This is a genomic window from Flintibacter muris, from assembly GCF_943192995.1.
Classification (GTDB): Bacteria; Bacillota; Clostridia; order Oscillospirales; family Oscillospiraceae; genus Lawsonibacter; species Lawsonibacter muris.
In genome coordinates this window covers 13,646-27,545 of record NZ_CALPCP010000044.1, presented here as the reverse complement: position 1 = coordinate 27,545, position 13,900 = coordinate 13,646, and the positions used below count along the sequence as shown (strand labels likewise).

The following is a 13,900-nucleotide window of genomic DNA, read 5'->3' as shown; positions in this document are numbered from 1 at the left end:
AGCAACTGCGTCAGGAATTCTCTCCTGGCGCAGTTGCTTCACATCTGTTCTTCACATAACGACTATGATTAAATAAATAGAATTATGTGGAGCTCCACATAATTCGGTTGCAATTCCATGTGTAGAGTACATCATGCGTGGCATTGCCATGGCGATCATATCCACAAAATAACATTGTCAGTTTTGCTTCGTCTTGCAAAAACTTCTTTGTTGGTATGTGTGAATAGCTATTGTCCGGCGTTTCCGATATACTTGCCATACCGCCCAGGAAAGGAGAGCCCTATATGGCAGAGAAAACAAAAAATCTGTGCGCCCAGATTCCGGAGTCCCTCCACGCCAAGGTGCGGGAGCGGCAGGAAGCGTCCGGGCAGACACTGGGTCAGTACATGACCGAACTCATTGCAAAATTTTATGAACAGGAGGGTAAACCCACCATGAAAGAGAACCAGAGAACTGTAGCCTTCCAGGTGTCCACCGAGCTGTTCGATCAGTTCAAGGACTACCTCAAGCGGAAGGGCGTCAAGCAGAACGCCTTCTTCCTGGACTGCATCCGGCAGGCACTGGAGGAGGCTGAACAGACAGCCAATGGGGAATCGGAGCCGGAGGCGGAACAGGAAACGGAACAGGCTATGTGACCCAGTAAGGGCGGCAATGCCGCCTTTACTTATTGGAGGTGATTGTGATTTATATCTACCCTGATAACCTGAGAGCAAAACCCAAGCTGTGGCTGTGGGAGCTGCGGGACGTGGCGGTCATTGGCATCGGGTTTTTATTCTCTGTCCTGGCGTTGGCGAATGGGTCTGGAATGCTGCTGATGATCCTGACGGTGCTGTTCGCCTTCCTCTCCATCCGCATGGAGGGAGCCAGCATCCTGGACTTCCTGCGCTGCGCTGTCTGCTTCCTGTTCCTGCACCAGCAATATTACGAGTGGAGTGCCCCACAAAAATGACAGACGCAGAAATGAGACAGTGGCTGGCTGTCACAGAAAACAGCCGCTTTCAATGGACTGAGGATAAAATCACAAGTCTGAATGGCCGCGGTGCGCTTTACTATTTCGGCGGAGAGGACGGAATCTATATCCGAATCCAGCCGGGAGGGGAACTCTCTGTTGGAACCTATAAGGGGGCGTTTCCTCATATCGGAGAAGCACTCTTTACCCGGAAAGCGGTCATGGACTGCGGTGACTTCAACCGGGCGTTTCAGAAAGCGGCACAACTGGGAGGCCGGCAGTTTTTGCAGGATATGTTTTCCAGCAAGCCTTCCCAGGAGTTTATTGAAATTCCTGCACCTCCCGGTATGGGAATGCAGATGATGTAGGAGGTATCCACTTGAACCGAAAACAGAAAAAAGAGCTGCGGCGGCATCTGTCCACCCGGCAGCTCATGGGGATTGACCAGCTCACCGATCACGGCCTGAAGACGGCCAGAGGTGAGCTGGTTTTTTATCTGGTCAGCCCGGACAACCTCTCCGTCCTGTCCGCCGAGGGGGTCCGGGGCCGCGTCCGCGCCCTGACGGAGCTGCTGCGGGGTATGGAAGCAGTGGAGCTGCTGGCCCTGGATTCCCGCGAATCCTTCCAGAGCAACAAGCACCACTATCAGGCCCGGCTGGAGCAGGAGGATCTCCCCGCCCTGCGGGAGCTGCTCCGGCAGGACATGGGCCACCTGGACGAGATCCAGTCCACCACCGCCTCGGCGCGGGAGTTCGCCCTCGTCTACCGCAGGGAGGAAAAGTCTTCCGAGGACGCCGGTCATCTGAAACAGATCGAGAAGCGCATCCGTGACTGCGGCTTTCACGTCCGCATGGCGGAGGAGCAGGACATGATGCGTCTGCTGGCGGTGTACTACCAGCAGGACGTGACCACCGAACAGTTTGACCGCTTTGACGGAGAGAGGAGCGCCAATGGCTAAAAAGCAGATAAAAAGGAAGAAAAAAGCAACATTAAAACCAGAAGCTGTACCGCCCAAGGACTTCCTGGACATGATTGCCCCCGCCGCCGTGAAGTTCAACACGGACAGCTATATCCTGGGCGGCGCGTATCACTGCACCCTGGCCCTGCGGGGCTACCCCACCAGCACCGAGGAACTGGCCCTGCTGCGGCATCTGGGCGAGAAAAGCGGCGTCACTCTGCGGATCTACACCCGCCAGGTCACGCCGACCGAGGAGAACGCCATCCTCCACAACGCCACCAATAAGAGCAGGATGGAGCGCGGCAACACCAACGACATGAAGCAGAGTATCACCGCCGAGGCCAACCTCCAGGACGTGGCCGCGCTCATCACCACCATGCACCGCAACCGGGAGCCGCTGGTACACTGCGCCGTGTTTATCGAACTCTCCGCCAGGGACTCGGATAGTCTCCGCACCCTTCGGGACGATGTGACCGCCGAGCTGACCCGCTCCAAGCTGAACGCCGACCGTGTCCTCCTTCGCCAGCGGGAGGGCTTCCTCGCCTCCAACCCCGCCGGCAGCAACGTCTTCGGCTCCCTCTATGAACGGGTATTGCCCGCCTCCAGCGTGGCGAATCTGTTCCCCTTCAACTACTCCGGCAAGAACGATCCCAATGGCTTTTATGTAGGTCGGGACCGTTACGGCTCCAATATCATCGTAGACCTGGACCGCCGTGCCGAGGACAAGACTACCGCCAGTGTCCTCATCCTGGGCAACAGCGGACAGGGAAAGAGTTACCTGCTGAAGCTCCTGCTGTGCAACATCCTGGAGAGCGGCAAGTCCGCCCTCTGCCTTGATCCGGAGCATGAGCTCATCGACCTGTGCGCCAACCTGGGCGGCTGCTTCGCTGACCTCATGAGCGGGCAGTACATCATCAACCCCCTGGAACCCAAGCTGTGGGATACCGATGGGGAGGATGACCCGGAGGCTCCGGCAGCCTTCCGGCAGCGCACCCGCCTGAGCCAGCACATCTCCTTCCTCAAGGACTTTTTCCGGGCCTATAAGGACTTCTCAGACCGCCACATCGACACCATCGAGCTGATGCTGGAACGGCTGTACAAGAAGTGGGGACTCAACAATCACACGGATTTCCAGTCCATGCGGCCCGATGATTTCCCCATCCTCTCCGACCTCTACGATGTGATCGAGGACGCCTACCAGCACTATGACAGAGAGGAAAACCCGCTGTACCCGCGGGAACTGCTGCAGGAAGTCCTGCTGGGCCTCCACTCCATGTGCAGGGGCGCCGAAAGCAAGTTCTTCAACGGCTACACCAACATCACATCCAGCCGATTCCTGGTCTTCGGCGTGAAGGGTCTCCTCCAGGCCAGCCGGAACGTCAAGGACGCCATGCTCTTCAATGTCCTGTCCTACCTCAGCGACAAACTTCTGACCGAGGGAAACACCGTGGCCACGCTGGACGAGCTGTACATCTGGCTTTCCAACGTGACCACCATTGAGTATATCCGCAACACCCTCAAGCGAGTGCGGAAGAAAGAATCCGCCCTCATCCTCGCCAGTCAGAATCTGGAGGACTTCGATGTGGACGGCATCCGGGAGCTGACCCGGCCTCTCTTCGCCATCCCCACCCACCAGTTCCTCTTCAACGCCGGCAGTGTGGATAAGCGGTTCTATATGGACAACCTCCAGCTGGAGGAGTCCGAATTTGAGCTGATCCGCTACCCCCAGCGGGGCGTCTGCCTCTATAAGTGCGGCAATGAGCGGTATCTCCTGGAAGTCCACGCCCCGCCCCATAAGGCGGAGCTGTTCGGGAAGGCGGGCGGACGGTAAGTCACTGGATATCCAGAATGTTCTCGATCACGATCCGCTCTCCTCCCATCATGATCAGAGCGCCCGCATAATCATCAAGTTTCTTCAACTGGCCTGTGGTGGTGACGTATGCGCCCCCGGTTTTCTTTTGGTCCGGACGAAACCAGGTCACAGTGATCTGCGGCTTGGAGGAAATCCTGTCTGCCAGGCTTTGCAGCTTCCTATCCAGAATGGACTTCTCATCCTCCGTCAGTTCTACACGATCCTCTGTCAATCGGGCCGTCTCCTGGACAGCGTCCTCATAGCCGGTCAGGGCCCGGAAGGGCTGGAACTGCGCCGCCCGGTCGATCATTGGCATCTGAGGGCGGGTGGAGGAGACGTGGTGCGGCAGGTTGATGATATCGTCATACCTCCCCACTGCGATGCCCTCCAATCGTGCGATTGCGTTCCTTTGCTGTCGCGCCCTCTTCCAGATTCATGCCTTTGAGAATGGCGTTTTTCCCAAACCGCTTCTTAATGTCCAGCACCGTCCGCTGCACCTTCTTCTCCCGCTCAAGCTCCGCTGTCTCCTTGGCCCGCTTCTCCTCAACAGCGTGATAGTCAGTGAAGAAATCCATCTGTTCAAAGGCTTTCTTATCCGGCGCAGATTTCTCGTCCGAAACGCGGGTGGCCGTGAGATAAAGCCGGCGCACCAGCAAGCTCCGGTCAATGATCCGGTCGAACAGTTCCAGAGCGGCAGTGATGATGCGCCTGGTGGAAGCGGTGTACTCCTCCAGATTGGCGGTGCCGTGGGCATGCTTGGGGACGGCCCTGCCGTAGCGGTCTCTGATCACTTCCCCTTTATACCCGCGGCCTTTCAGATTTTCAATATCATAGCCCACTGTCAGTACCAGCTGGTCTGTGACCAGGCTTTTGTCCACCAGATCCAGCGCCAGCTGATCCGCCATCTCCCGCACCACCAGCCGGGCCTTGTCATAACCGTAAGGACATTGCAAAACCTGCCCGGAGCCGATGCTCTTGGACTCCGGCGTGTATGCTTTGATGTCCGCCATTGTGACTGGTTCCCAGCCCCAGGCATGGTCAATCAACAGCTCTGCGTTGACCCCAAACAGCTTATAGAGCAGATCCTCGTTCTCCAGGGAGCAGCGGGCAACATCGCCCATGGTATAGATGCCATGGGCCTCCAGCTTTCTGGCGTACCCGCCGCCAACCCGCCAGAAATCGGTGAGGGGCCTGTGCTCCCACAGCAGGCGGCGGTAGGTGCGCTCGTCCAGCTTGGCGATGCGGACGCCGTTGACATCGGGATGGATGTGCTTCGCAACAATATCCATAGCGACTTTGCAGAGGTACAGATTCGTGCCGATTCCCGCCGTTGCGGTGATGCCGGTAGTCTCCAGTACGTCCGCAATGATCCTACTCGCCAACTCTCTGGCGTTGAGTTTATAGGTGTCCAGATAGTTGGTCACATCCATTAGGACTTCGTCAATCGAATAGTTGTGGATATCCTCCGGTGCGATGTATTTCAGGTACACATTGTAGACCCTGGTACTCCATTCCATGTAGTGGGCCATCCTGGGCGGAGCCACAATGTAGTCCAGCGCCAGACCGGGGTCGGCTTTCAAAGCGGTATCGTCCGAGGAGGAACCGGTGAACTGCCGCCCCGGCGCGGAGCGCAGCCGCTGGGCGTTGACCTCCTTGACCCGCTGGACCACTTCGAACAGCCGCGCCCTGCCGGAGATGCCCCAGGCTTTCAGGCTGGGGGTGACCGCCAGACAGATGGTCTTCTCGGTGCGGCTCAGGTCCGCCACCACAAGGTTGGTGGTCAGGGGATCGAGGCCGCGCTCGATGCATTCGACGGAAGCATAAAAACTTTTCAGATCCGCGGCGATGTAGGTACGCTCACTCATTGCACATCCCCCTTCCCTTGCAGTTTCGTTCCGGAACCTATCATAGCATACCCACACCAGACCAAACAAGTCAATACCATAATATCTAAAGGAGGAACCTCCATGAACATCGTTGGATATGGCGGGGGAACAAATTCGACCGCCATGCTGATCGGATTGTACCACCGGAAGATCCCGGTGGACTTGATCCTGTTCTCCAATACCGGGGGTGAGCAGCCCCACACCTATGACTTTCTCCCCATCATGGACCGCTGGCTGGAGGAACACGGCCTGCCCACGATCACCCAGGTGGAATACACTGACAGGAACGGAGACCGCCTGACTCTGGAGCAGGAGTGCCTTCGCTCCGGGACGCTGCCCGCCATCGCCTACGGCTACAAGAAGTGTTCCCTTAAGCACAAAATTCAGCCCCAGGACAAATTCTGCAACAATTATCCGCCCTGCCGGAAGGTCTGGGCCAGAGGCGAACGTGTTGTCAAGTTCATCGGCTTTGACATTGGGGAGCAGAAACGGCGGGACCATGCCCAGCCCATCGATGACGCCGACACCAAATATAAAAAGGAATATCCGCTCATGGACTGGGGCTGGACGCGGGAGGACTGCGTCGCCGCCATATTGCGGGAGGGTCTGCCGCTGCCCGGCAAGTCCTCCTGCTTTTTCTGTCCCTCCATGAAGAAGCGGGAGATTCGCACCCTTTACCACCAGCACCGGGATCTGTATGACCGGGCCATCGCCATCGAGGACGGCGCCCGGCCCAACCTCATCACGGTCAAGGGCCTGGGGCGGGATTGGGCATGGCGGGATTTCGTGGAGGCTGACCTGAACCAGACCGCCATGTGCTGGATGTTCCCGGAGGACGACCTGCCCTGCAACTGCCACGACGGCGGCTGAGAAAGGAGCGTTTTGAGATGGATATTATTGAACTGGAGCGGTGGAAACCCTCTGAAGCTAACCCGCACAAGCTGGAGTACGCCGGCCAGCCTGTGGCGCAGGAGGTATTCGAGGAGCTGAAGCACCGGCTGGAGGGCATGGGATACCTGCCGGACGAGTATTTTCTGCTGGACGGCCACTGGAAGGATGGCCGGGAGATCCCCAAGGATGCGGATATCTTCTGCACCACCGATTACGGCGCCAGCGAGGGTGTCTATCTGGATGTATATCTCAAGTGGTATGAGGATGGAAAGCCCATCACCAGGAGCTTCATCACCGGCAAGACTCTGGGTGAGAACGGCAACGATCTGGACAGGATGTTCCTCACCGCCTCCGCCATCACCAAGGCGTTCCACGGCGATCACGCCACCCACGCCCGATACATGAAGATCGGCGGTGTGGAGGAGGACACCGGCGGTTCTGTGGTGCATCTGAGCCAACAGGAGCAGAAGGTAATCATCGAGGCTCTGGTGGAGCAGCGGGAGCGGCAGGAGCAGGCCATGGGCCAGACCGAGCAGCTCCTGCGCCGCATGACCGGGAGCATCACGGAGTATGTCAACACGGTAGGAATGCGCCCTCTGCGGATGAGCGACTTTGACAAAGCTGTGCTGGCGATCCAGGACGGCGAACTGGAAGCCTTCAAGAAGTACGCAGCCAAGGTTCCGTACCAGCAGGAGGAGACCCTGCTGGTGGAGGCGGCTGGCCGTCCGGGGGCCGTGGGCCGGAAGATGACGGAGCTGCTGATGCGGGACAGGTGCAATATCGACTACGCGGCGTACTGTAACGCCTGCAAGAGAGCCATCGATATCAACGATCCGGAGAAGGTCCTGTCCATGATGGTGAGGGCACAGGCCAGCGTGCCGCGGCTGGAGCCGTCCTTCTTTGGCGAAATGGCCTCCTACGCCCACTCAGACCATCGCTTCATTGCTAAGGAGATCATCAAGCGGTGCGGCGAGGAGCAGATTGCCGCCGCGCCGTCTTTCCTTCTGGAGCAGTTTGCTATGGACAAAGACTTTCGCACGTTATCTGCGCTGGTGGAAAAAGGGATCTCCGGAGGAGGCAGTTCAGCAAGGACACTCCATATGCTGACCTATGAGGGCCGTGACAGCTGGATCGCGGAAGAACTTCTGGAAAAGCGGATGTGGGTGGACGTCAACGACTACAGCGCGCTCCATGCCTGTGTCCAAAACGACGCGGTGGAGGTGTGCAGGCTGCTGCTGGACGGCGGCATGGACTTCGACCAGTACCGCCAGTGGGCACAGACACGGCCCTGCGCCGGCCATGAGGAAACGCTCCAGGCTCTGGCGGACCACTGGTCTGAGATGCAGGCAGAGGTGGAGCAGGAGCCCGCCCAGGAGAACGGAGGGATGACCCTTGGCTAATCCGGCTCTGATAGCAAAGGCCGCCGCCATCATTCTGACCGATGAAAAGGCACGGAAAGCGGTGGGCTGGACGCTGGTGGCGATTCTCTCCCCCCTCATCCTGCTCATCGCCTTTTTGTGCGCTCTGGGCTCCGGCGCCACCGAGCACAACATCACCGCTGTGGAACTGTGTTTTTACGATACCATCGGCATTCCAGCGGAAACCCCGGAGGAGTACCGGCTGTGCATCGAGGCCATGCGCACCAGCTTCGCCCAGCTGGATATTGCCATTGCTGCCATCAACGAGAATACAGAGGAAGAAACAAGCCTTGACGATATCCGCGTCAAGGCGTTTTTTTATGCTCTGTACTTCGGCGCCGGAAGCCATGGGGACGCTCAGTCCTTTGCGGACTGCTTTGTCACCTGGGAGGAGCGTATCCGCACGGTTCTCGTGGAGGGCAGCGATCCGCCGGAGGAGACAGAGGAGACCTATTCTGCCGCCATCCCCATCGAGGATCTGGGAACCGTATGGCAAAATATCGCCGCCATGGGTGTGACGCCTACTGCTGAGCAGCGGAGCAACGCCGACAGCATCTATAACCTGATTCGATATGGAGCGGCGGGCGGCGGCAGCGGCTTCGCCGGGTCGGATGTGCCCTTCATCGGCGCGGACGGCTTCTGCTCCCCCATCGGGGAGAACTGGCGGAACGTGGTCACCTCGGAGTTTGGCTACCGCCGCGACCCGTTCACCGGCGAACGGAAGGGCCACAGCGGAATGGATCTGGCGGTGCCCACCGGAACCTCTGTCCGTGCCGCCCTGCCGGGAACAGTGACCGTGTCCACCTACAACCAGGGCGGTTACGGCTACTATGTGATGATCGACCACGGCAGTGGTCTGTCTACCCTGTATGGCCACAACTCCCAGCTGCTGGTGCGGGTGGGCCAGACGGTGGAGGCCGGGGATGTGATCGCCCTCTCCGGTTCCACCGGGCGCTCCACCGGCCCCCACCTCCACTTCGAGGTACGCATCAACGGAGAGCGGACCAATCCCAGAAGCTATCTGCCATAATTGCAGAGAGGAGGAAACGCACTATGAAATTCAAAGCAAATTTTACAGAAAAGCCGGTCAATTTTCAGATGGACGACTGCCAGATCGAAAAAGTGGTGGAACTGTCCCATGAGGATTTTTGCCGGCTGAAGATCACCCCACTGGTGGAGCAGCCGTTTATTCGGGAGAACAAGGGCTGTATGTTCCACAGGAACGGTATCATCCACTGCCTGCTGGCGCTGGGCCAGGGCAGCAATGATGGGGTGCTCGTTGACGCGGAGAAGTATGACTACGCCCGCCTCGCGGCCTACATTCCCGGAATGCGGGACATCGTCAACGCTCAGATGGATCGGGCGGCGGACTTTATCATCCGCTGGGGGACGGAGAATACTACCAGCGGAAACTGGTGTGTCTATTTCGAGGATCTGGAGGAGCATCTGGATCTGACAATCCAGGAGGGCAGCGGGCTGGACTCTATGCTCCGAGCTGCCCTGAAGCAGCGCCCCGAAGTATCGGCGGTGGATATGCACGACGGCTGCATCGAAGTGGAGTATCATCCGGAATACTGCCAGCAGCTCCAGGAGAAGAAAGCGCCTGAGCTTCTCCTGAAGGATCTGCTTCCCATGCTGAAAGGAGGCGGGCTGATGTTCCTGTGCCATGAGGAAGCGGAGCAGTCGGTGCTGGTGGAAAATCTGTGTGAGCTGACGGACGCCGGGCAGGAGGATCATGCCGCCCTGCTCAATGCCCGTGTGTCTGAGATCTGCGACACGCCTGAAGGGACAGAGATCGTACTCACCGGCGTAGACCCGGAGGAACTGGTGCGGTTCAACGAAGCCCACGACGCTTTTATGGAGGCGGAGCAGTCCATGGGGCCTGTGATGGGATAGGGGGTGCGGAGCTGTGAACAGGTTCAATATCCCCCTCGTGGCCGAGGGCCTCACCGCCTACGCCATCGAGCGCCAAAACGGATGGGAACGCCACCAGCCGGAGGGTGCTCCCCCCTGGCAGGCCCAGCGCCGCCTCTGGATAGACGCCATCCTCCAGGGCATGGCAAGGCTGGAGGAACAGGTCCCCGATCCGAAGCTGATGGAGCAGTTCGACCGTGAGCTGGAACAGGCCGGCGGCAGCGCGGCGGCTGTGCCCGCCTCTCTCCAATTGCAGAGAGGGACCATCCAGAATCTGCGGAACTTCGTGACCGCGCTGGAGGACACCGGCGACGACCGCCGCCGCCAGGTCAATGTGGTGCGGGAACTGCTGGAGGACATGGCCTCCCACCTGCCCTGGACTGGCAAAGACAACCGTCTTGACCTCGCCCGAAATGAGGCGGAGCGGTCGCTGGTGCGTATGACCGCTCAGATGCCTATCCGCTTCACACACATCGTCCTGGGTGGAGACGCCGGACCGCACTGGGCAAGCGGTTTTGTTTCTGGCTGCGTCAAGGATGAGGAGGCAGTCAAGCAGTCCTCAGTGTACCGGGGCGCGGTTCGGGACTACCCGGAGATCACAAACTGGGCTGCCCTCTGCGTGGTCTATGTGGGGCGGGGTCTGCCCTCCGCGCTGGGGACAGTTGACGCTTCTGACTTCGACCTGGAGATCATGAACCGAACCGGAAACAGGTTCCTGGATGAGTACGGCGTTCGCTGGCTGAGCGGTCCCTACCAGATGACCATAGTCGACACACTGGAAATGGCAAAACCGGAGATCATACCGGAAGCAACGGGATGGATGTCAATACAGTATCCATTCCTCCAGGGGAGCCGCGCATTGACAGCTGAGGATCTGGACATTCAGGAACTGATCGGTGCGGAAAGGAATTGGATCACATTCCAGCTTGACGTCCTTGCCGATGAACAAGAGGTGTTTGGCAAACAGCTGTCCAGTGAAGCTGAGGACTCCTATATTCAGGCGTACACCTCCTACAATGAACACACAGGCCAGGTCGATGACACACTGGATATTGTGGTGAGGTCTCCTGGTGGCGACGAGTGGTTTTCCTGTACTCTTCCAGATGAAACCCGGCAAGCATTGAAACAGAAGATGGACGCTTTCTGTGTGGCGCTGTACGGAGAACATCTGCCGGAGCCGCCAGCACAGTATCGGGATGGACCCGCTCCGATCCAGACAGGACCCACTATGTAGAGCAGAGGAGGGAAAGCAGTATGGAGAAAAATGAGATCACTGTCTCCTTCGACAGCGAGAAGATGGAAGCGCTGGTGTTCTATCTGAAAAAAGACAACACCACAGTGCAGAAGAAGATGGACGAGGCCCTGCGTCTGCTCTATGAGCAGACGGTGCCTGAGCCGCTGCGGGAGTATCTGGACGCCAAGTCCGCGCCCACCCGGCCTAAGCGTCCGCCCCGTCCCAACCAGCCCAAGGCGGCTGCGCTCAAACCGGCGTCCGCCCCCACGGAGCATGAGAAGGAGGGCGGCGTATGAGCAACTATGTGCAGTTGGACGTATGGTTCCAGGAGTATAAGCTGAGCGCCCTCTCCTCTGTACTGGTGGAGCAGGGCACCACCGTGGAGAAACGGATGCAGGGGGTGCTCCTGGACATGTATGAGGCGTTAGTCCCGCGTGAGACACAGGAGGCGATCCGTACCCGCCTCGACAAAGAGGAAGCTGAAGCACGGGCGGCGGAGGAAGCGGCCCGAAAGTATACGGCGTTTTGTGTTCGGGAGAATGGAGAAAGGTCGTTCTTCCAGCTGGACAGGACGGAGGATATCCTGGAGATCGCCAAGTTCCTGCGCCGGTATCTGCGTGAGGAGCAGGGGCCGGGGATCGCTGCGCTCCAGACGAGCGCCTTCGCTGGAATGGAGCCGGTCACCGCCGAGCAGTATGACCAGCTGCTGGCACTGCGGATAGAGACGCCTGATAAGATTACCGGCGTGTTCGATCTGGACTTCGACAAGCGGGAGGTTTCCACCGTGGATGCTGACGGCTGGAAGACCTGGCCCATGCAGGATGTCTCCACCGCCGTCTATCATGCGTACCGTAAGAGCTATCTCAGGCCGGAACAGTATATGTCCCGGTTCCTGGAAAAGCTGGAGGGCAAAGAACTCACCTCGGCGGGTCACCTCTCCGCGCGGGATATCTCCTTCGCGGAGGAGATGGCACCGCCCACACAGCCCACGATGTGATATAGACTTTTTGCGTCTATGCTAATCTGACAACCCGATTTTTCGTTGGCTTTGCTGAATAGCTTTCACGGCGAAAGTGTGCCATTGTGTTTCTGCTCCCCCCAAAAATAAAATGCAGAAAGAAGGAAACAACGCATGAAAGCAAATACCAGATCCGCGCTCACGCCCCTTGACCTGTGTACCCTCATCGCCCATGAAACAGTATCTCTTCTGAACGCCGACGCGGAGGCACTGGATTCCGCTCTCCGGCTTCGGACAGGGCTGGATGTTTACGCAGCAGCCAGTGAACTGGGTAAAGAGGTCATACCGCTCCTGATGTGGATCGACCGGGAGATGGAGAGCGCCCGCCAGTATACTGCCACAGAGCAGGACACACCCCACCTGATCAGTCCAGACCGCTTGCTCCCGGTGCCGGATGCCGCCGCCCAGCTGAATGCGGTCTGGATGCTGTTTCAGACTGCGGTGAATGCTCCCGAGGACTATCGTCAGACGCTCCTGGAAACAGCCAGAACGCTCACAGAGATGGGTGGGCTGGAGGATATGCTCCTGACCACCAAAATCCCCGCTGCAGGATTCGTGAGCGTGGAGGATCTTCGGACGGAACTGGAGGATGTGCGTGTGGCGCTCCACCTCCAGGAGGCAGCGGACCATATCGCCGGACAGCCGGGTCAGATGCTCTCACCTTGATCCCTGGATCACTACACCAACAGCAGCGGGGCGCTCCTGCCAGGAGTGCCCCGCTCAGATAGAATGGAGGATGCTAAATGACGAAAGAAGCCTTTGAGGGAAAACTCAACGCTCTGGTACCCCAGCCTGACCCTGAGATCACTGCCGCGCTGTTTGCGTTTGGGCAGGAGCTGGGTCAGGAAGAAGCCTGCGACGGAGTGCGGGAGCTGCTCAACAGCATGAGTTTTGTCTCCCGGCACTTCTCCGCCGTGATCACGCAGAGCGTTTACGAGATCATCCAACACGGCTCGGCGGCCCTGCCTGGTGAAATGGTGGCGGCAGCTGTGTATCTGGAGAGCGGCAACACACTCCAGGACGTCGCTGAGATGGCAGACCTGGGAATGCTCATGTGCTTCCACTGTCCGCGGGACATGGAGGAACTCAGTCCGTTGGCGCTGTGTGTTGTGACAGAGGGCGGACACAGCCGGTGCTTCCACACGCTGCACTTCGGCACGTTCGATCCTGATACTGCTCTGCGGTCTGCGCGGCAGTACGCTCACGACCGGCAGATCTCCATCACAGACGCTCTGCTCTCGCTCACCACGGACATGGTGCTGGACGCCAACGGCGGTGCAAAGAAGATCCTGGTGGGCGGCGATCCAGATATGACTCAGGCGCTGTCCGCCGTCTTCTCCCGCTGCCCTGCGGCAGCCGCGCGTCTCACCTTCGACGCTGACCGCAGCCAGACGGCAGTGGAGTACAACCCGCTGTGGCTGGAGCTGCGTCAGAAGCAGGGACCTGCCCAGAGCGGGATGCAGCTGACGGTGTAGCGGGGTGCGTCAAGGGCCGTTCCCGATGCGGAGCGGCCCTCGCTCTTGTTCCCCCGCTGTGCGCCACAGCGAGGCCCCTGTGTGCCGCCCGGCCCGACAGGGCAGCATCCCTGCCCCTCCCGACTGACACGCCGCCCTGCGCGGCCGTGTGGCGAAAGAGAGAAAATCGGCGTCCCCAAAATGTGCAGGTGAACCGGGGGGTCGAAAAAAGTGCAGGATAAAGCGCGGGGGTCGCAAGCGCCCCGACCCGCGGGGAACACCGCCCCGCAGAGCGGGTCGGGGACGTTCCTGCGGGGGTCATTTTT

The 13,900-nt window shown here is 59.0% G+C and carries 16 protein-coding genes; 14 read left to right on the top strand and 2 right to left on the bottom strand.

Annotated elements, in window-relative coordinates:
* The first annotated feature begins 284 nt into the window (after positions 1-284).
* The 5 genes from NFS22_RS20065 to NFS22_RS20045 are packed head-to-tail and all read left to right on the top strand — an operon-like array spanning position 285 to position 3,738.
* Complete coding sequence (locus tag NFS22_RS20065; protein ID WP_160636537.1) at positions 285-635, top strand: hypothetical protein; 351 nt, start codon at positions 285-287, stop codon at positions 633-635.
* A 47-nt stretch (positions 636-682) separates the two neighbouring features.
* A complete protein-coding gene (locus tag NFS22_RS20060; RefSeq protein ID WP_016317197.1) occupies positions 683-949 on the top strand; it encodes a hypothetical protein in 267 nt (88 codons plus the stop codon).
* Positions 946-1,317, top strand: coding sequence for a hypothetical protein (locus NFS22_RS20055; RefSeq protein ID WP_016317196.1), 372 nt, complete (start codon positions 946-948; stop codon positions 1,315-1,317). The genes NFS22_RS20060 and NFS22_RS20055 overlap by 4 nt, the downstream gene beginning before the upstream one ends.
* Before the next feature lie 11 nt (positions 1,318-1,328).
* A complete protein-coding gene (locus NFS22_RS20050) occupies positions 1,329-1,907 on the top strand; it encodes a hypothetical protein (protein ID WP_251319487.1) in 579 nt (192 codons plus the stop codon).
* Complete coding sequence (locus tag NFS22_RS20045) at positions 1,900-3,738, top strand: VirB4 family type IV secretion system protein (RefSeq protein ID WP_251319486.1); 1,839 nt, start codon at positions 1,900-1,902, stop codon at positions 3,736-3,738. Before NFS22_RS20050 ends, NFS22_RS20045 begins: the two co-directional genes overlap by 8 nt.
* Before the next feature lies 1 nt (position 3,739).
* On the opposite strand, the gene NFS22_RS20040 is transcribed toward NFS22_RS20045, so the two are convergent.
* Complete coding sequence (locus tag NFS22_RS20040) at positions 3,740-4,135, bottom strand: hypothetical protein (RefSeq protein ID WP_251319485.1); 396 nt, start codon at positions 4,133-4,135, stop codon at positions 3,740-3,742.
* Complete coding sequence (locus NFS22_RS20035; RefSeq protein ID WP_251319484.1) at positions 4,122-5,624, bottom strand: Y-family DNA polymerase; 1,503 nt, start codon at positions 5,622-5,624, stop codon at positions 4,122-4,124. The genes NFS22_RS20040 and NFS22_RS20035 overlap by 14 nt, the downstream gene beginning before the upstream one ends.
* 102 nt (positions 5,625-5,726) lie before the next feature.
* Between NFS22_RS20035 and NFS22_RS20030 the strand changes: the two genes are divergently transcribed.
* The 9 genes from NFS22_RS20030 (at position 5,727) to NFS22_RS19990 (ending at position 13,595) form a co-directional block, all read left to right on the top strand.
* A complete protein-coding gene (locus NFS22_RS20030) occupies positions 5,727-6,515 on the top strand; it encodes an adenine nucleotide alpha hydrolase family protein (RefSeq protein WP_251319483.1) in 789 nt (262 codons plus the stop codon).
* Between the two features lie 17 nt (positions 6,516-6,532).
* Positions 6,533-7,936, top strand: a complete 1,404-nt coding sequence (locus tag NFS22_RS20025; RefSeq protein ID WP_251319482.1) for an ankyrin repeat domain-containing protein — start codon at positions 6,533-6,535, stop codon at positions 7,934-7,936.
* Positions 7,929-8,984: a M23 family metallopeptidase gene (locus tag NFS22_RS20020; RefSeq protein WP_251319481.1), complete on the top strand. Its 1,056-nt coding sequence runs from the start codon at positions 7,929-7,931 to the stop codon at positions 8,982-8,984. The genes NFS22_RS20025 and NFS22_RS20020 overlap by 8 nt, the downstream gene beginning before the upstream one ends.
* 23 nt (positions 8,985-9,007) lie before the next feature.
* A complete protein-coding gene (locus NFS22_RS20015) occupies positions 9,008-9,850 on the top strand; it encodes a DUF6329 domain-containing protein (protein WP_160636526.1) in 843 nt (280 codons plus the stop codon).
* Between the two features lie 13 nt (positions 9,851-9,863).
* The gene (locus NFS22_RS20010) at positions 9,864-11,102 is read left to right on the top strand and encodes a hypothetical protein (RefSeq protein WP_251319480.1); all 1,239 of its coding nucleotides are present in this window, start codon (positions 9,864-9,866) and stop codon (positions 11,100-11,102) included.
* 20 nt (positions 11,103-11,122) lie between these two features.
* Positions 11,123-11,398 carry a DUF6103 family protein gene (locus NFS22_RS20005; protein ID WP_251319479.1) on the top strand — a complete coding sequence of 92 codons (276 nt, stop codon included), beginning with the start codon at positions 11,123-11,125 and terminating at the stop codon, positions 11,396-11,398.
* Complete coding sequence (locus tag NFS22_RS20000; RefSeq protein ID WP_251319478.1) at positions 11,395-12,099, top strand: hypothetical protein; 705 nt, start codon at positions 11,395-11,397, stop codon at positions 12,097-12,099. Before NFS22_RS20005 ends, NFS22_RS20000 begins: the two co-directional genes overlap by 4 nt.
* 135 nt (positions 12,100-12,234) lie before the next feature.
* Positions 12,235-12,786: a hypothetical protein gene (locus NFS22_RS19995; protein WP_023348691.1), complete on the top strand. Its 552-nt coding sequence runs from the start codon at positions 12,235-12,237 to the stop codon at positions 12,784-12,786.
* Between the two features lie 77 nt (positions 12,787-12,863).
* Complete coding sequence (locus tag NFS22_RS19990; RefSeq protein ID WP_251319477.1) at positions 12,864-13,595, top strand: hypothetical protein; 732 nt, start codon at positions 12,864-12,866, stop codon at positions 13,593-13,595.
* Positions 13,596-13,900 lie beyond the last annotated feature (305 nt).